Source organism: Botrimarina mediterranea (genome assembly GCF_007753265.1).
GTDB classification, from domain to species: Bacteria; Planctomycetota; Planctomycetia; order Pirellulales; family Lacipirellulaceae; genus Botrimarina; species Botrimarina mediterranea.
Window position 1 is genome coordinate 263,207 of sequence record NZ_CP036349.1, and the last position, 17,972, is coordinate 281,178.

The 17,972-nt window shown below is 65.4% G+C and carries 11 protein-coding genes; 7 read left to right on the plus strand and 4 right to left on the minus strand.

The features are described 5' to 3' along the window. Positions 1 to 236: 236 nt before the first annotated feature. Positions 237 to 692: a transposase gene (locus Spa11_RS01040; RefSeq protein ID WP_145105617.1), complete on the plus strand. Its 456-nt coding sequence runs from the start codon at positions 237 to 239 to the stop codon at positions 690 to 692. A 379-nt stretch (positions 693 to 1,071) separates the two neighbouring features. On the opposite strand, the gene Spa11_RS01045 is transcribed toward Spa11_RS01040, so the two are convergent. Both Spa11_RS01045 and dnaE read right to left on the minus strand, forming a co-directional pair. Continuing rightward, entirely contained in the window at positions 1,072 to 1,407 is a 336-nt protein-coding gene (locus tag Spa11_RS01045; protein WP_145105620.1) for a hypothetical protein, read from the minus strand. A gap of 18 nt (positions 1,408 to 1,425) precedes the next feature. Beyond that, complete coding sequence (dnaE, locus tag Spa11_RS01050) at positions 1,426 to 5,052, minus strand: DNA polymerase III subunit alpha (RefSeq protein WP_145105624.1); 3,627 nt, start codon at positions 5,050 to 5,052, stop codon at positions 1,426 to 1,428. Positions 5,053 to 5,183: 131 nt separating this feature from the next. Here dnaE and Spa11_RS01055 point away from each other — a divergent pair, with 131 nt between their 5' ends. Further along, the gene (locus Spa11_RS01055; RefSeq protein ID WP_145105627.1) at positions 5,184 to 6,212 is read left to right on the plus strand and encodes a hypothetical protein; all 1,029 of its coding nucleotides are present in this window, start codon (positions 5,184 to 5,186) and stop codon (positions 6,210 to 6,212) included. Positions 6,213 to 6,558: 346 nt separating this feature from the next. Here the strand turns inward: Spa11_RS01055 and Spa11_RS01060 are convergent, their stop codons facing one another. Continuing rightward, on the minus strand, positions 6,559 to 7,254 hold the full coding sequence (locus Spa11_RS01060) for an FHA domain-containing protein (RefSeq protein ID WP_145105630.1): 696 nt from the start codon (positions 7,252 to 7,254) through the stop codon (positions 6,559 to 6,561). A 177-nt stretch (positions 7,255 to 7,431) separates the two neighbouring features. Further along, complete coding sequence (gene purH / locus Spa11_RS01065; protein WP_145105634.1) at positions 7,432 to 9,039, minus strand: bifunctional phosphoribosylaminoimidazolecarboxamide formyltransferase/IMP cyclohydrolase; 1,608 nt, start codon at positions 9,037 to 9,039, stop codon at positions 7,432 to 7,434. Positions 9,040 to 9,845: 806 nt separating this feature from the next. On the opposite strand from purH, the gene Spa11_RS01070 reads away from it, so the two are divergent. The 5 genes from Spa11_RS01070 (at position 9,846) to sdhA (ending at position 17,952) form a co-directional block, all read left to right on the plus strand. Further along, positions 9,846 to 11,615 carry a S41 family peptidase gene (locus Spa11_RS01070; RefSeq protein WP_145105637.1) on the plus strand — a complete coding sequence of 590 codons (1,770 nt, stop codon included), beginning with the start codon at positions 9,846 to 9,848 and terminating at the stop codon, positions 11,613 to 11,615. A 621-nt stretch (positions 11,616 to 12,236) separates the two neighbouring features. Next, positions 12,237 to 12,998, plus strand: a complete 762-nt coding sequence (locus Spa11_RS01075) for a hypothetical protein (RefSeq protein WP_145105640.1) — start codon at positions 12,237 to 12,239, stop codon at positions 12,996 to 12,998. A gap of 244 nt (positions 12,999 to 13,242) precedes the next feature. Then, positions 13,243 to 14,844, plus strand: a complete 1,602-nt coding sequence (locus Spa11_RS01080; RefSeq protein ID WP_145105643.1) for a tetratricopeptide repeat protein — start codon at positions 13,243 to 13,245, stop codon at positions 14,842 to 14,844. A 197-nt stretch (positions 14,845 to 15,041) separates the two neighbouring features. Further along, complete coding sequence (locus tag Spa11_RS01085; RefSeq protein WP_145105645.1) at positions 15,042 to 15,887, plus strand: succinate dehydrogenase cytochrome b558 subunit; 846 nt, start codon at positions 15,042 to 15,044, stop codon at positions 15,885 to 15,887. Positions 15,888 to 15,966: 79 nt separating this feature from the next. Beyond that, positions 15,967 to 17,952 (plus strand): succinate dehydrogenase flavoprotein subunit, encoded by a 1,986-nt coding sequence (gene sdhA, locus Spa11_RS01090; RefSeq protein WP_145105648.1) that lies wholly within the window; start codon positions 15,967 to 15,969, stop codon positions 17,950 to 17,952. Positions 17,953 to 17,972 lie beyond the last annotated feature (20 nt).

A 17,972-nucleotide genomic window follows, 5' to 3' on the forward strand; every position in this document is an offset into this window, starting at 1 on the left:
GCTCGGGAGGGCGTCGGAGGGAGAGAGCGTCGTACCACGGCCGGCGCGCACCCCGACCCCGGGGCGGCAAAGGGCCGAAACCTTCTATTTGACCCCGGCGGGGGCTCGGACGGAAGAGCGACGAAGTCGCGATTTTGAGCCGAACGCGCTAGCGTCGGGCGCCACCGAGTGGGAAATCGCCCCTGACGCCGCCCGACGCTAGCGCGTACGGCGAAAGCCGCAACTACGATGCCGGTATGCCTGATTACGCCGGCTTCTTGATCACCTGGACCACCTACGGAACCTGGCTGCCCGGCGACGCCCGTGGCTGGCGAGAGCGTAGCCGCGGCGTCAAACAGGCACGGCCGCTGCTCGAAACGTGGTGTCGCAACAAGCAAGTCCACGACGCTGTTCTGCTGCGCGAATGCGATCGGCAGACCGTCGAAGCGGCATGTCGTGAGCATTGCCACTACCGAGGGTGGGAGCTAATCGCGGTAAACGCCCGGACGAATCACGTCCATGTCGTGGTGCTCGCCGGCGCCTCACCCCAAGCGGTGCGCGGTCAATTGAAGGCGAATTGCACTCGGCGTCTCCGCCGACAAGCCGATCCGCTGAAGGCGGAAAGAACTTGGAGCCGCGGCGGCGACTGTCAGATATTGCCCCATGAAAAGGCGTTAGAGGACGCCGTGATGTATGTCCTAGAAGGCCAGTAGCCCTGAGCCGAACGCGCTAGCGTCGGGCGCCACCGGATGGCGGCATATCCCTAACGCCGCCCGACGCTAGCGCGTACGGCTCAAATCTCTACGCCCGTGCCGGTTCACGCTTCCCCCACTTCTTCGCCGCAGGCGCCTTCGGCGGCGGGGCTCCGCCAGTGAGGCGGAAGGCGCCGGGACCTAGGAGGTCATCGACTCTCGTGCATAGCTCTTGCGTCAGGTCCACGCCCTTCGGGCAGTCGAGTTGAACTCGGCCGCCGTCGCTGAGGGCTAGGGTGAGCTTGAGCGACTTGGCGCCGCGACGCCGTTAAGAAGTCACGTGCGACACGTATCGAAATGGCAAACCTGAACTGCGCACTAATTTATGCGATCAGCACATTCATTCGCTGATGAACAGCATTGCCAAGGGTGAGGCAGCGGTTAGTCCAAGTGCAAGCACGACAGCCGCCGATCGCCAGCGCTTAAGTATCAGCAGGCTGACGGTAAGAAATAGATTGAATAGGGAATGGCCGATGGTAGTTTGAAGTAAGATGGCAAAGGCAAATAGTTCGTCGCCTGCCAAGAAGCTATTTGAGTGTGTAATTAGCCGAATAGCACAGATTCCAATTACGACTACCGCAATCACGAATGCCACCACGGCATACGTGAATAGCCAACTTGCTGGTTCGCGGTTACGGCTTTGCGGTGTGAGTTGGTCGGGAAGGATTGGCTTCATATTGTGCAGTTTTAGAGACTAGGCTCGCGCGGGTTCGCGCTTGCCCCATTTCTTCGGCGTAGGCGCCTTCGGCGGCGGGGCGCCGCCGGTGAGGCGGAAGGCGCCGGGGCCTAGCAGGTCGTCGACTCTCGTCCGTAGCTCTTGCGTTAGGTCCACGCCCTTCGGGCAGTCGAGTTGAACGCGGCCGCCGTCTTCGAGCGCTAGGGCGAGCTTGAGCGACTTGGCGCCGGGGTAACCGCGGAGGATTTCTCGTAGCGATTCGAGGCGTTCGACGCCGTCCGCTTCGCGAAGGCTGATCACCACGCCGCTGGTGTACCGCTCCGAGAGTTCTTCGATCGGCATCAGCTCGTTGACGATCAGGTTCACCTCCTCAGCGCCGGGGCGGCGGTCGACGGCGCCGCGGATGCCGACGATCGCGTCGCCCGTCACCAAGTGCCCGAACTGGGCGAACTGCTCGGGCCACATGATGCAGCGCATGATGCCGTCCATGTCCTCCAGGTCCCACATGGCGTACTTGCTCGGCGCGCCGGGCTTGGGGTTCTTGGTGTGCGACATCTTGATCGCGGCGAGCATGCCGCCCATCACGACCTCGGTGCGGTGCTCGAGGCCTCCGCACTGCGTGCTGGAGTGGCTGCAGAAGGTGCGTAGCGTCTGCTCGTACTCGGCCAGCGGGTGGCTGGAGAGGTAGTAGCCGAGGACCTCCTTTTCCATCGTGAGCCGCTCTTTCTCGTCCAGCTCGGGCACGTCTGGCAGCGGCGCGGGGGCGGCGGCGGCTTCGATCTCTTCGCCGAACAGGCCTTTCTGGCCGCTCTTGCGGTCGGCCAGCACCGACGCGCCCGACTGCATCGCCTTGTCGATGCCCGCCATCAGCGACGCGCGGTTCGCGCCGAAGACGTCCATCGCGCCGGCCTTGATAAGCGTTTCGATTGTCGAGCGGTTGCACGACGAAGGATCGACGCGCTCGCAGAAGTCGTAGAGGTCCTTGAAGGGGCCGCCCTTCTTGCGGGCCGCGACGATCGCTTCGGCCGCGCCGCCGCCGCACGCCTTGATCGCCGAGAGGCCGAAGATGATTTTGAAGTCGTGCTTGTAGCCCTCCTCCTTGTGGGGGACGACGGCGAAGTCGACGCTGCTCGTATTCACTGTCGGCGCGTCGACGGCGATGCCCATTCGCTCGCAGTCCTCGATGTGCTCGACGAGCGCGTCCTTGCTCTTGAAGTTGCGGCCAGGGATGTCGCCCGAGAGGAGCGCCGCCATGAACTGCACGGGGTAGTGCGCCTTAAGGTAGGCCGTCATGTAGGCGATCAGGGCGTACGCCGTCGAGTGGCTCTTGTTGAAGCCATAACCGGCGAACTTCTTGATCATCTCGAAGAGGTCCTCGGCCTTCTTCTTGTCGAGGCCCTGCTCTTGCGCGCCCTTGAGGAACTCCTCGTAGAACTTGGCGATCATCGGCAGCTTCTTCTTGCTGATCGCCTTGATGCAGCTGTACGCCTCGGAGAGCGGGATCTTGCCGAGGCGGTTGAGGATCCGCATCACCTGCTCTTGATAGACCATGACGCCGTGCGTCTCGGCGAGCACCTCTTCCATCACGGGGTGGGGGTACTCGGCGGGGCGGCGGCCGTGCTTGACCTCGATGTACTGATCGACCATGCCGCCCTCGAGCGGCCCCGGCCGATAGAGCGCGGCGGTGGCGATGATGTCGAGGAAGTTGTCGGGCTTCATCCGCTGCAAGAGGTCGCGGATGCCGCCCGACTCGAGCTGGAAGATGCCCTTCGTCTCGCCGCGGCAGAGCAGCGCGTACGACTCCTTGTCGTCGATCGGGAACTCGTAGGGATCGACCTTCTCGCCGGTCGATTGCTCGATCAGCTCGACGCTCTTGGCGAGGATCGTCAGGTTGCGGAGGCCGAGGAAGTCCATCTTCAGCAGGCCGGCCGCTTCGACGTCGCCCATCGCCCACTGGGTGATGACTTCCGTCTTGCCTTTGACGCGTTGCAGCGGCACGTACTCGTCGACCGGTTTCTCGCTGATCACGACCGCCGCGGCGTGCGTGCCGACGTTGCGAGCCAAGCCCTCGACCTTCTTGGCGAGGTCGAGCAGCTCGCGGATCTCGGGATCGCCCTCGTACGCCTTCTTCAGCTCTTCGCTGGTCTCCAAAGCCTTCTCGAGCGTGATGCCCAGTTGCTCGGGGACCATCGCCGTGATCTGGTCGACGCGGAAGATCGGCATCGACATCGTGCGGCCGACATCCTTGATGGCGGCACGCGCCGCCAGGGTTCCGAACGTGCCGATCTGGGCGACGTTCGCCTCGCCGTACTTGTCTTTAACGTACTGGATGACCTCGCCGCGACGCTCTTTGCAGAAGTCGATATCGATATCGGGCGCTTCCAGCCGGCTCTCGTCGAGGAACCGTTCGAACAGCAGGTCGTACTGCAGCGGGCAGACGTGGCTCATCCGCAACGCGTAGCAAACGATCGAGCCCACGCCCGATCCACGCGCCGTGGAGGGGATGTTGTTCTCGACCGCGAAGCGGACGAAGTCCCAGACGATCAGGAAGTAATCGGGGAAGCCGAGCTTGTTGATGACGCCCAGCTCGCGATCGACGCGGGCGAGCACTTCGTCGGACAACTCCCCGGTAGAGGCGTCGCCATTCTGCCAACGTTCGGGCGTCTTGGCGTAACGTTCCTTGAGCCCGCTCAGCACCAGTTCGCGCAGGTACGCCTCGGACGCCTTGATGTCGGGCTTGTCGTTGTTCGGCGCGGTGAACGTCGGGAAGTAGCGCTTGCCGAGTTCGAGGTCGAGATCGACCGAGTCGGCGATCTCTTGGCTGCGGGCGACGGCGTCGGCCACGTCGGGCATCGCCGCGTACATGTCCTCGGGCGCGCGGAGGTAGAACTGATCTCCCTCCATCTTCATGCGGTTGGTGTCGGTGCGGAAACGCCCCGTGTTGATGCAGAGCAGAACGTCCTGCGCCTCGGCGTCCTCCTGGTTGACGTAATGCGCGTCGCTCGTGGCCACGAGCGGCAGGCCCTGCCGGTTGGCGAGCTCGACCGTCAGCTCCTTCGCCGCGCGTTGGATCTCGACGCCGTTGTCCTGGATTTCGAGGAAGTAACGGTCGCCGAACACTTTACTGAACCAGCCGGAGATCTCGGCGCCGCGGGCCATCGCTTCGTCGGCCGACGCGCCGGAGAGCAGGCTGCGTGAGAGCTCGCCCGACACGCAGCCCGACAGGCAGATGATCCCCTCGTTGTGGTCGGCGAGCAGTTCCTTGTCGATCCGCGGCTTGTGATAGAAGCCTTCGAGGTACGCCCGACTCGCCATCTTGACGAGATTGCGGAAGCCGGCGCGGTCCTTCGCCAACAGCGTGAGGTGGTAGGCGGCCTCCTTGCTGCGCGTGGCGCCCTCTTTCTCGAACCGGCTCCCCGGCGCGATGTAGGCCTCGTAGCCGACGATCGGATTGATCCCCTCCGCCTTGCACGCCTTGTAGAACTCCAGCGCGCCGTAGAGGTTGCCGTGGTCGGTGAGCGCCAGCGCGTTCATGTTCAGCTCTTTCGCGCGAGCGACGAGCTTCTTCACCGGGCTCGCCCCGTCCAGCAGCGAGTAGTGGCTGTGGCAATGGAGGTGAACGAACGGGCGGGTGATGACTTCCATGACAGGCAGAGTGGGCAGTGGGCGGTCGGCAGTGGGCAGCAGCGAAGCGAGCAAGATTTTGTGAGCCGGGCCGTCCCCGGTCCCGGCCGCCCCATGATACGGCATTCCCCCGCCCGTGCTAAACTGCCGCGATGCGCCACTTCACCCGCCTCGCCCTCGCCGCCGCCCTCTTAACAGTCGCCCCCCGCGCAACCGCGCAGGATGCTGAAGTCACGTGGACCGCTTCGCCCTGGTTCGCCGAACGGGTGGCGAATCTTGCGGAAGACCCAGACATCCGGGTCCACGTCAACGAACCGACCAATAATGATGGGCAGGGTGGCGCCGACGGGCGCCCAACGCGGTTGCTCGTCTTCGCCCTGCCCAACGGCAACACGCTCGAAGAAACCCTCGGCTGCGCCCCCGCCGAGGGCCGGCACTGGCGGCATGGCATCCAGCACATCGCCGCGCAGACGCGGATGCTGCGGTCGATGTTACCCGAAGAGCGGATCGTGCTGATCGCCGTGGAGGCGAAGGGCCTGACGTGGCCGAACTGGCGGGCGACCCACGAGGGCGCCAATGCGATCATCGCCGAGAAGCTCGCCGCGTGGCGTGAGCGTTTTGGCGGACGCCCCTCGAAGTCGGCGCTGTCGAAGGTGACGCTCGCTTGCCACTCCGGCGGCGGCAGTTTCTTGTGGGGCGTGATCGAGGGGAACGACGCGCTGCCCGATTGGCTCGATCGCATCGTCTATCTCGACGCCAACTACTCCTTCGACGCCAAGCTGCACGACGAGAAGCTACGGGCGTGGCTCGACGCGCCAGGCGATGAACATCGCCTCGTTGTCATCGCTTACGACGACCGTGAGATCACGATCGACGGCAAGAAAATTGTCGGCGACGACGGTGGCACCTTCCGCGCCACCGAGCGGATGCACCGGGCGTTCTCCGCCGCCAAGCCGCTCGTCACCGCGGTCGAAGAGCCTTGGACGCGCACTGTTGGCTGGGCCGGCCGCTTCCGCAGCGAGGTCCACGCCAACCCCGAGAACAAGATCCTCCATACCCGCCTGGTGGGCGAAATGAACGGCCTCGTCCACGCCCAACTCATCGGCCAAACGCCCGAAGACTGGCCCGGCCTAACGCCGCCGGCGCTTTATGAGGAGTGGATTCAGCCGGAACCGTATTGAGCGAGCAGAAAGGACAGGGGGCTTCTGTAGGAGGCGTCTCCGACGCCGATTACGGTGTCCATCTCGAAACGGCGTGGTGCGCGTAATCGGCGTCGGAGACGCCTCCTACAAAATGGTATCGGAAGCCTAATCGAACGTATCCAATTGAAGGCTTTCCTCGTAGGCAGAAGGTGGGGCTTTACCCGGTGGCCAGAAGATAGCCACTACTTGCCCGTCTTCAATCATGTGAACTTCTTCACCCGTCGTGTTCACCCGTCGTGACAACCGCCAGCACTTCGGGCAACGCGGCGTCTTTAACAGAGAACTGCTTCATACCACCAGTAAAGCCGGCGTCCGCAGGGTAGTGCTAAGTCGCTTCGCCGATCCGCCGCAGGTACTGGGCGATCTGCGCTTGCAGGTCGATCAGCTCGTGCCAGCGCTGGCGCTCGATCGCGATCGGGCCGTCGCCGTCGGGGGCGATCGCGCCGTGTAGCAGGGCGCGGGTGCGGAGGTGGAAATACTCCAGCATCTCGACGACCTGCGCCGCTTGCGCGGGGGTGAGCCCCTCGGGCAGGTCGGGCGGGCCGGGCAGGTGGAGCGTGCCGGGGAAGCCGATCGAGTCGGAACCCCAGTGCAGATCGATGCCGCCGACCGATTCGTCGACACGCTGGGCGCGGCTTTCCATTGGGCCGGTCGCCTTCTCGACCATCGAGTCGCTCGGCGCCCGCGCCCCCAGAGCGCGCAACACCTCAACCCGGTCGGCGATCTCTTCGCGTGCGCCGAAGAGCAGCGTCGAGCGACCGACCGCGATCAGGTCGCCGACTTGCAGGATGCGGAGCTGAGTGTCGAGCCCGTTGACGCGCGTGCCGTTGGTGCTCTCCAGGTCGGTGAGCACGACCTTTCCCTGATCCTCTTGGATCTTCACGTGGAAGCGGCTGATCCGCTCGTCGTTGAGCTGGATCGTGTTCCCTTCTTCACGACCGATCGTGAGCGGCGTGACGACATCGGTAAACACGGCCCCTCGATCGGCGCCGTCGAGCACTTGCAGCGTGACGCGGGCCATGGCGGAGCAGCGGGCGGGCGGCGGGAATAGGGCGGGCGCCGGCCTAGGGAGAGAACCACCCAGGCCAGCGAATCGGGAAGGCGGGCTTCACGTTCCCTTTATATCATGCGCAATTCTCTACTAACAAGCGAGCAAATGCGCCGCCGCGGCGAGGTATCCGCAAAGTCGCTGCGTTCGCTAGTGTCGGAAGTGCCGCTTCCCCGTGAAGAGCATCGGCATGCCAAACTGGTTGCAGGCATGGATGACTTCTTGGTCTCGCTTGGACCCGCCGGGTTGGATCACCGCGGCGACGCCCGCCTCGTGGGCGGTCTGGATCGAGTCCTCGAACGGGAAGAACGCGTCCGAGGCGAGTGCGGCTCCCCGCACGCGGTCGCCGGCCTTGCGGATCGCGATCTCGACCGAATCGACCCGGCTCATCTGACCCGCGCCAACGCCCACCAGCATGCCGCCACGAGCCAGGACGATGGCGTTACTCTTCACGTGCCGGCACGCCGCCCAGGCGAATTTCAAGTCCTTGAGCTGTTCGTCGGTGGGCTTGGCGTCCGTCACGCACTGCCACTTGTCGAACTCGTCCGGCCCTTCGTCGGCGGTCTGCGCGAGGTAGCCGCCGTCGATCGCCCGCAGCATCAGGCGCCTACCTGACGCGCCGGCGCCGCCGATCTTCACCAGCCGCACGTTGGCCCGCCACTTCGGCTTGGTGGTGAGGATCTCGATCGCCTCGGGCGTGAAGTCGGGCGCGGCGATCGCTTCGACGAACTTGCCGGGCTCGGCCAAGCACTCGGCCGAAGCCGCGTCGACTGGGGCGTTGTAACCGAGGATCGAACCGAACGCGCTGAGCGGGTCGCCGTCCCACGCCAAGCGAGTCGCTTCGCCGACGGTCGCCGCTGTCGCCGCGCCGCAGGGGTTGTTGTGTTTCAGCACGGCGACGCCTGGCTTTGGCAACGTCTGCGCAGCGGCCCAAGCGGCGTCGAGGTCGAGCAGGTTGTTGTACGACAGCTCCTTGCCGTTGAGCTGTTCGCCATAGACGAGCGACGTCGGCGCCGCGTCCGCTAGCGCATAGAGCGCCGCGGGTTGGTGCGGGTTCTCGCCGTAACGCAGCGAAGCCTTACGCACGAGCGAGACGTCCAACCGCTCGGGGAAGTGCTCGTCACCCCCAGCCGCTGGCGGCTTAGCGTCCGTCTGTCGCGCCCCTGTCTGCCGCGAGAAGTAACCAGCAATCGCCGCGTCGTACTTCGCCGTGTGTGCGAACGCCGCGGCGGCGAGCTTCTGGCGTTCTTCGAGCGACGTGCCGCCGCGCGACTCGATCGCCTCGGCGATGGCGTCGTACTGCGACGGGTCCGTGGCGACCGCGACGAAGGCGTGGTTCTTCGCGGCCGAGCGGACCATCGACGGGCCGCCGATGTCGATCTGTTCGATCGCCTTCTCGATCGGCGGGTCGCCCGCGGCGATCGTCTGTTCGAACGGGTAGAGGTTCACCACCACCAGGTCGATCATCTCGATCCCGTGTTCGGCGGCGGAGGCCGTGTCGCCCGAGTTGTCGCGCCGACAGAGCAGACCGCCGTGGATGCGCGGGTGCAGCGTCTTGACGCGGCCATCCATCATCTCGGGATAGCCCGTGTACTCGGCGACGTCACGCACCGGGAGGCCGGCGTCCTCGATCGCCTTGCGGGTGCCGCCTGTGCTGAGCAGCCGCACCCCCGCCGCCGAGAGCCGCCGGGCGAACTCGACGAGCCCCGTTTTGTCGCTGACGCTGAGGAGGGCCTGTTGGACGGGAGTCGTGGGCATAGAGAGCAGCAAGAGTTAAGTAGTGAAGGAACCGGGGGCTAAGGCCCCGCGGCTGATAAATCGCTACCAGCAAAATCAGCCGGCACGCCTTAGCGTCCGGTTCTAGCTGACAGGCGATAGCCGACAGCCCTTCAGCAGCGATAGCATCGCCTAAGTTTCCCGATCCCGGCGCCGGCGTGAACCCCGCCCGGGCGGCCGGCGTAGATACGCCAGAACGGCCGGGGCGAGGGCGCCCCGGCGACTGACGGCACGAAGCCAACGCGACCACTCCCTCTCAACCACCGCGGCGCTGGTGAAGCGCCGCCCCTGGCGAGGGCAGGTTTCTCACGGTCAACGCGTCGCTGCGACGCTCTGTCGCCACAACCCGCACATTGCGTGCGACCCCGCCCGCGGCTGGTCAGTCGCTCCGCCTTTGCGGATCGCCCGTCCAAACAGGGGGATGAGCTTCAGAAACTCGGCGACCCGTTTTTTGACCGCCCCGAAACTGCGATCTATATTCCGGAAGCCACGAACCCGGGCATGACTGCCGGGGAGATGTCGGAAGAGTGTGCAAGAGGCGGCGAGACCGCTCCTCGGGCACACGAGCTGGGACGCGCTCCGACAACGCGGCTGATTCGATCGCGACTGCCCTCCCCACCGCGACAGCGTCCCACTTCTTCTGCCCGGCTGCTCTTGAGCCGGCTCAAGCGGTGCGACCCGTCTCGGCGTCGGTTGCGAGCGAGCCGCCCCGCGAAGGTCTGATTGCGAGAGGTCTCGCATCGACGCTCCGCAGGGCGCCCTGTCCCAGCGAGACGGAACGAGCCCTTATGTCCCTTAAGTTTGCCGCGTCGCTCAGTCGCCGCGTCCTGCTGCTAGTCACCCTGTCGTCGGCGCCGCTTGCGGCGTTCGGTCAGGCGGTTGGTACGCCGCCTGCCCCGTCGGCGACCGAGTCGGTCGCCATCCCGGCGGCCGCTCTTCCCCCGACTTCCGACGTCGCCGTCGAGAAAGGCCTCGAGCTCGAATCGCTCGGCCGCTGGGCCGACGCGGTCGCTCACTACGAGCAAGCTCTCCGCGACAACCCGGGCGATCGCCGCCTCGAGTGGCGGTTCGATGTCGCCCGTTTGCATAGCTGCCTCGAGCGTCGCTACGCCGACGCCAGCTTCGTCGAGACGCTGCGGACGATCGACGCCCGCTCGTCGCTCGACCTGCACGCCGAGCTGCTGTCGAAGATCGAGTCGCACTACGTCGTCGATCCGCCGTGGACGAAGCTCTCGCGCCGCGGCGCGCATGCGATGCTGGTCGCGGCCCGCGATCCGCTGTTCCAAAGGCAGCACGGCGTCCGCCCCACCGACGCGCAGATCGAAGCGCTCCGCCAAGAGCTTAACGACCGCCTGCTGTCGATCGGCGAGGTGCGGAACGCCCGTGAGGCCCTGCGGATCGCGGCCGACTTGTCGTCGCTCGGCGAGACCCGCATCGGCGCCCCCGCATCGGCTTGGACGATGGAGTTCGTCTCGGCGGCCGCCGGCGGTCTGGACACCTACTCGGCGTTCCTGACGCCCGGCCAGCTGCGTGACGTTTACTCACAGATCGAAGGCAACTTCGTCGGCCTCGGCGTCGAGCTCAAGGCCGACAACGGCGCCCTGCTGATCGTCCGCGTCATCCCCGGCAGCCCGGCCGAACGCGCGGGCATGAAGGCCGGCGACCGCATCACCGCCGTCGATGGCCAGCAGACCGCGTCGCTGAGCACCGACGAGGCCGCTTCGCTGCTCACCGGTGAAGAGGGGAGTTTTGCGTTCGTCACCGTCGTAACAAAGGACGCCACGGCGGGTGAGACCGACGACCTGGCTTATCTGGCCGCTAAGCCGCAAGCGGCTGCTGGCGGGCAAGCCAGGACGCTCCGGGTTCGTCGTGAACACGTCGAGGTGCCGAGCATCGAGGACGCGCGGATCTGTGACGCGGACTACGGCGTCGCCTACATGCGGATCCCGGTCTTCCAGAAGTCCACCAGCCGCGACGTGGAGACGGCCCTCTGGGACCTCCACCGTCAGAACATGCGGTCGCTGGTGATCGACCTCCGTGGCAACCCCGGCGGCCTGCTCACTTCGGCGGTCGAGCTGGTTGATAAGTTCGTCACTCAGGGCAACATCGTCTCGACCCGTGGTCGAAGCGACGGCGAGGATTTCGACTACCGCGCCCATCAAGCCGGCACCTGGCGGGTTCCGCTGGTGGTGCTGATCGACGGCGACTCGGCGTCGGCGAGCGAGATCTTCGCCGCCGCGATCCGCGACAGCCGTCGCGGGTCGATCGTCGGCGCCCGCTCGTTCGGCAAGGGTTCGGTCCAGGGCATTTTCCCGATGGCCCACTCGGGGGCCGGCATCCGCCTGACGACCGCCAAGTTCTACTCGCCGCTGGGCAAGGCGATCAGCGACGTGGGCGTAAGCCCCGACGTGCCGGTCCGGACGCTCGCCCAAGGCGCCGAGGCGGCGAAGCACGTGGCAGGATTCCGCGGCGCCCCCGAAGCCAAGGCGTCGGAGAACGACGCGGCCCTAGCGCGTGCCGTCGAGGTCGCCCGGCAGCAAATGGCGATGCGGCAGTAGCCACAACGCCGTGATCGAGATTGGGGAGTCGCACCCCCCCATTTGGGTGTTCCCCGGCGTTCTTCGGTGAGGCCCCAGGAGCCCGTTTAAGCCATCGGGCGCAGGGGGCCTTGGTAAACCCTTAGAAGACCCCACGGACGCGTCTACGGGCCCTCTATGCGGATCTGATCGCATGTTCACGGCAGAGGCTGGTGGTTGATGTTCGGAGCACCGCCCCAAAACCCCTCCAAGGGGTGGTTTTGCGACCGCCTGGAAGGGGGCTGAAAGGGGGGGCTGGGTCGTCCACCGGCCTCCGTGGGGCGTCAAACAAATCCCCCAGGATTGACAGCGTGGGAGGGCGACCGGGATACTAGGCATTGCAGTGCGGCGTCGTCCGCATGGCCCAGGTCCGCCACCCACGGGTGGGGGCAGCCGGGCTAGCTCCACGCCGGCGAGCGTCTCCCGCCGGCGGTTTGTCTCCCGATCCACGCCAGGCTCGGATTCCTTACGGTGGGCTGCCCACCGTGAGAGTCGGCGCCCGGTTCCGAAGCGGTGATCGCGGGGGAGATTCCAAAAAAGGCTCTCCCCCCTGCCGACTTCCAGCAGCCGCTTTCAGCAGTTCCACTCACGGGCTATCTAGCCATGCCGATGCCGCGCGAAGAAGACGACGACCTGTTCCACCGCGAAGCGGACGTCGATTTCGACGACGATTCCGAGACGGAAAAGCCCAAAAAGAAGACGGCCAAGAAGAAGGTCGCCAAGAAGAAGACCGCTGCGCCCAAGAAGACGACCACGAAGAAGAAGGCGACAAAGAAGAAGGTCAAGCGGGCCCGCGTCGAAGAAGAGGTCGCCGAAGAAGACGACGAAGACGTAGAAGTCGAAGCGCCGGCCCCGCGTAAGAAGGCCAAGAAGAAGCCGGCGAAGCTGGTCATCGACAAGCCCGTTCCGGTCAAGAAGAAGTCTCCCGCTAAGCCCTCCGGTCCCGCGAAAACGGCGAGGTTCGGCGCCGGGCTGTTCGATGACGCCGAGGACGAGGACGTATCCCAGGCCGCCCCCGCGCCGGAGGAGATCGCCGCCGAGCCCAAAAAAGCCGAGCCCAAGAAGGCCAATCCCGCCAAGGCCGAGCCCAAGAAAGCCGAGCCCGCTCACGAAGAGCCGGCCGTCGCCGAGAAGGCCGAGGAGACTCCCGAAGAGAAGACCGACGAGTACGGCCGTCCCGAGCCGCAGGCGAACTACGTCGTTCATGTCTACGAGCTGGGCCGCTTCAAGCGGACCATCGACCGCGAGTTTACTCCCGAGTCCGCCGAGGCGTTCGCGACGGAGTACAACCGCACCGCCAAGCAATACAGCCGCAAGGCGCTGGCGGGGAAGAAGGACACCCAGCCGGCGAAAGAGATCGCGTAACGGGGTTCCTCCCACGGCTCAGGCGTTTCCCGCGGCGCGCGGCAATTGTTGCGACCGTCGTTGGCGGAGCAATCCGCGCCACCGCGCTTGGAAATCGCCGCTGCCTGGGAACCGTTCCGGCGCCAGACGCGTTCAACGGTTGTAGACTCGGGAGTCCGAACCAGGCCTGCATCCCCATCGAGCGGGGGGCCTGGTTTGGAGCATCACCGACTCCTGCGAATCTCCTGCCAAGGCGCGTCGCGACATGAAAACCTTCGCCCGTTCTTTCGCCGCAGCCCTACTGGCGTGTGGTCTCTCGGCTGTCCCGGCTCTCGCCCAGGATGACGCCGACTTGGTCGACCCGATCGCGTCGGGCGAGCTCACTCCGGAAGAGCAGGTCAAGGCCGTGCTTGAGCAAGGCCAGAAGCAGTTTCAGGAAGGGGATTTCGACGCGGCTGTCGGTTCCTTCACGACCATCGTCAACGCCTACGAGCGCGCCGGGGCATTCGCTCCGGGTCCGCTGGTGTTGCGGGCCAAGGCTTACGCCCAGCTAGAGGAGTACGAAGCGGCGCTGGAGGACCTCAAGAAGGCGACCCAGTACTCGCAATCCCAGCCACAGATCCTCCCCGAGATCCAGAGCACTCGTGGCGAGGTCTACATGAAGGTTGACGCGTACGACGCGGCGCTGCCCGATCTGCAAGCCGCCGTTCAAGCCAACCGTATGAACCCGCAGTACCAGTTCGACTACGGCAAGGCGATGGTGAAGCTCGGCGGCGCCGAGCAGGGTGAAAAAGCCCTGACGAAGTACCTGGATATCTTGGCTTCGATGGAAGAAGTCCCCGAAGGTGAGGACGCGCAGAAGGCCGAGGCCCTGCGTCTCCGCGGCCAGGCTTATGGGGCGATGCGGAAGTTCGAGGAGGCCGAGGCCGATCTCGCCGCTTCGCTGGAGATCGAGCCGGACAACTACGAGCCCTACTTCACCCGCGCGCAGATCGCGCTGGTCAATGAGAATTATGCGGACGCCACCGCCAATCTCGAGCAGGCGATCGCCAAGTATGTGCCGAAGGACGAAGAAGACACGCTGCCGTTCGTGCAGGGTTACCTGACGCTGGCGTCGGCCTACGAAGAGCAGGGCAAGGCGCTGGGCCGCGAAGGGGACGACGAAGCGGCCGCCCAGCAGTACGCCCTGAGCGCCGCGACTTGTGAAAAGCTTCTCGACCTGCTGCCCGAGAAGGACCAACGGGTTGGCGGCGTTAAGGTCGCCGCGCTCTATCGCCTCGGCGTGGCCGAGCGTCTGCAAGGCGAGCTGGCGAAGGCCGTGAAGTCGTTCAGCAAACTCCTGCAACTCGATCCCAATCAAGGCGAAGCCTACTTCCGCCGGGGAATCTGCTTCCACTTCCTGGGCGAAGAGCGTCTGGCGATCCGCGATTTCGAGCAGGCGGCGTCGATCAACTTCGACAGCCCGCGTTCGAATCTCTGGAAAGGCATGTCGTGGGCCAAGCTCGGCGACATGAACGAGGCGATCCGGGCCTACGGCGAGTCGATCGCCGTCAGCGACCGCTACGTCCCCGCTTTTGTCAATCGCGGCCTAGCCCACTTGGCGCAGGGCGACTACCGCAAGGCGATTGACGACCTGAACGAGGCGATCCGACTGCAGCCGACGGAGTCGCTGCACTACTACCGACGCGGCAGGGCCCAGGCGGCTGCCGGAGATCGGGAGAAAGCGATCCAGTCGTACATGAACGCCATCGAGTTCAACGAGAAGCTGGCGCCCGCCTACGAGCAACTGACCACGGAGCTCGAAGCCAGCGGCGAAACCGTCTTGGCGAACCAGTACCGCTCGAAAGCGGCCGAGCTTGGGCTTTGAAGACGCAATTGGCCCCCGGTTAATGACCGGGAGCTAAATCCTGGAGCACACGGGGGGCGTCCTTTGGACGCCCCCCGTTTCTTTGCGCCGGGGGAGAGCCGTATACTCGGGGCCGGTTAAGCCCCGGCCCGGCGATTCGGTTGACGAGCTAGCGGGCGGTTTCTCCCCGCGATGCCAGTTGAACCCGAGGGTCGTCGGTGTCTGTCGCTTCGTCAGTTGATTCGTCCGGGGCTTCCGGCCTGTCGTTCTTTGAACGGCACGAGTTCTTGATCCGACGCCTGCACTCGTTGTCGGGGCTGATCCCCGTCGGCGCGTTCATGGTCGTCCACCTGACGGTGAACGCCAGCGTCCTCAACGGCCCGGAGACGTTCCAAGAGAACGTCTACAGCATCCACGCCCTGGGCAAGATCTTGCCGCTGGTCGAGTGGGTCTTCATCTTCCTGCCGTTGTTGTTCCACGCGGCGGTGGGCGTGTGGATCATCACAACGGGCAAGCCGAATACGTCGCACTACGCCTACGGCGCCAACATCCGCTACACGCTTCAGCGGGCGACGGGGATGATCGCCTTGGTGTTCATCCTCTACCACGTTTACCACCAGCACGGTTGGCTCCACATGCAGTGGTGGCTTGACCTGATCGAGCAATTCGGCGGCCATCAGTTCCGTCCCTACAATGCGCCGTCGACGGCGGGAGCCTCGCTGCAAAACCCGATCATCATCGCGTTCTACGCCCTGGGCGTCACCGCTAGTGTGTTCCACCTCGCCAACGGCATCTGGACGATGGGCATCACCTGGGGCGCCTGGACCAGCCCCAAGGCCCAGCGGAACGCCCTCTACGTCTGCGGCGTGTTTGGCGCGGCGTTGTTGGTGGTCGGCCTCTCGGCCCTCGGCGGCATGGTCGCGGTCGGCTCGGGCGAGGGCTTTGAGAACGCCCGCCAGGTCGAGGACAAGATGTTCGAGTCGAAGGTCGAACAAGGCCTCGTCGATCCCAACTCGCACAAGAAGGCTCACGAGGAGCCCCCCGGCGAAGGCGAAGCCGAATAGCCCCCCGTCCTCGCCGTGCTGCTGATTTGGCAGCCGCCCCCGCAGCCCGTTTCACCGTTAGAGAGCAGCTCAATCCGTCATGGCTAAGCAACGCGTCCTGGTTGTCGGCGGCGGCCTCGCCGGTCTGGCTTGCACGATGAAGCTCGCCGAGCTCGGCGTCGGCGTCGACCTGATGAGCCTCGTGCCGGTCAAACGCTCGCACAGCGCCTGCGCGCAAGGCGGCATCAACAGCGTCAACGACCTCACCCGCCAGCAGGGCGACAACGAATGGCTGCACCTCGACGACACCGTCTACGGCGGCGACTTTCTGCAGCACCAGCCGCCCGTCAAGGAGATGGCCTACTGGGCGCCGAAGATCATCGACCTGATGGACCGTCTCGGCGTGCCCTTCAACCGCACGCAGGAAGGCTTTCGCGACCAGCGGCGCTTCGGCGGCACACTGTTCAAGCGCACCAGCTTCGCCGGCGCCACGACGGGTCAGCAGCTGCTGTATGCCCTCGACGAGCAGGTCCGCCGCCACAAGACCAGCGGCCTGGTCGCGATGTACGAAGGCTGGGACTTCCTCGGCCCGATCGTCGATGACGAGGGCCGCTGCCGCGGAGCGATCGCGCAGAACCTCGTGACGATGCAGATCCGCGCGTTCAAAGCCGACGCCGTCGTCGTCGCCTCGGGCGGCAGCGGGCTCATCTACGGCCGCAGCACCATGTCGATGGCGTGCAACGGTTCGGCCGCCAGCCGCTGTGTGCAGGCCGGCGCGCGTTACGCGAACCCCGAGTTCATCCAGGTCCACCCGACCGCGATCCCCGGCGCCGACAAGCTGCGTCTGATGAGCGAATCGGCCCGCGGCGAGGGCGGCCGCGTCTGGGTGCCACGCAAGCCCCAAGACCCGCGTTCGCCGCGCGACATCCCCGAGGGCGAGCGTTACTACTTCCTCGAAGAGCGTTATCCCGAGTACGGCAACCTCGTCCCACGCGACATCGCGACGCGCGAAATCTTCGATGTCTGCGTCAACGGCGGGCTGTCGGTCGAAGGGGACAAGCAGTGCGTCTACCTCGACCTCACGCACATCCCGCGCGAAGAGCTCGACCGCAAGCTCGGCGGCATCCTCAACATCTACGAGAAGTTCCAGGGGGACAACCCGCGCGACGTCCCGATGAAGATCTTCCCGGCCGTCCACTACATCATGGGCGGCCTGTGGGCCGACTACGTCCGCGGCTCCGACGGCGGCCTCGAGCCCGAGAACCCCCGCAATCAGCAGACCGACATCCCCGGCCTGTATGCGATGGGCGAGTGCGACTACCACTACCACGGCGCCAACCGCCTGGGGGCCAACTCGCTGCTCTCATGTATCTTCACCGGCCTCTTCGCAGCGCCGGGCATCGAGAAGTTGCTCAGCTCGCTCAAGGCGAGCGCGAGCGACGCGAAGTTCGACTCACTCCACACCGGCGCTGTCGCCGCCAAGCAAGCCGAGCACGACGCCCTGCTCAAGCAGTCGGGCGATGGCGACGAGAATCCTTACGAGATCCACCACCAACTCGGTGAGGAGATGACCAAGGCCGCAACGGTGGTGCGTCGCAACGATCAGATCGAAGCCGCGATCACCAAGGTCAACGAGTTGTGCGAACGCGCGCAGCGCTGCAGCCTCTCCGACACCGGCGCCTGGACGAACCAGAATGTCGTCTTCACCAAGGCGTTGCGTGACATGTTCCCGCTCGCCAAGGCGATCCTGAAGGGCGCGCTACAGCGGGACGAGTCCCGCGGCGCCCACTTCAAGCCCGACTTCACAATGCCGGGCCTCACCTCGGACGACCCGGCCGAACGCCGCCAGCAGGCTGAAAAGTGGTGCGACGCGTTCGAAGAGAAGAACAACAAGTGGCTGAAGACTACGATCGCCACGTTCGAGAACGGCGAGCCGACTATCAGCTACGAAGAGGTCGACACGTCGCTGATCCCGCCCCGCCCGAGACTCTACGGCCTGGTGGGCGCCGAGATCATCGAAGAGGTCTGGAAAGAGCGCCAGGCGGCGAAAGACGCCGCTGCGCAGCGGCAGCCGGCGGCGGTGTGACCCGGCGGCGGTGTGGTTGA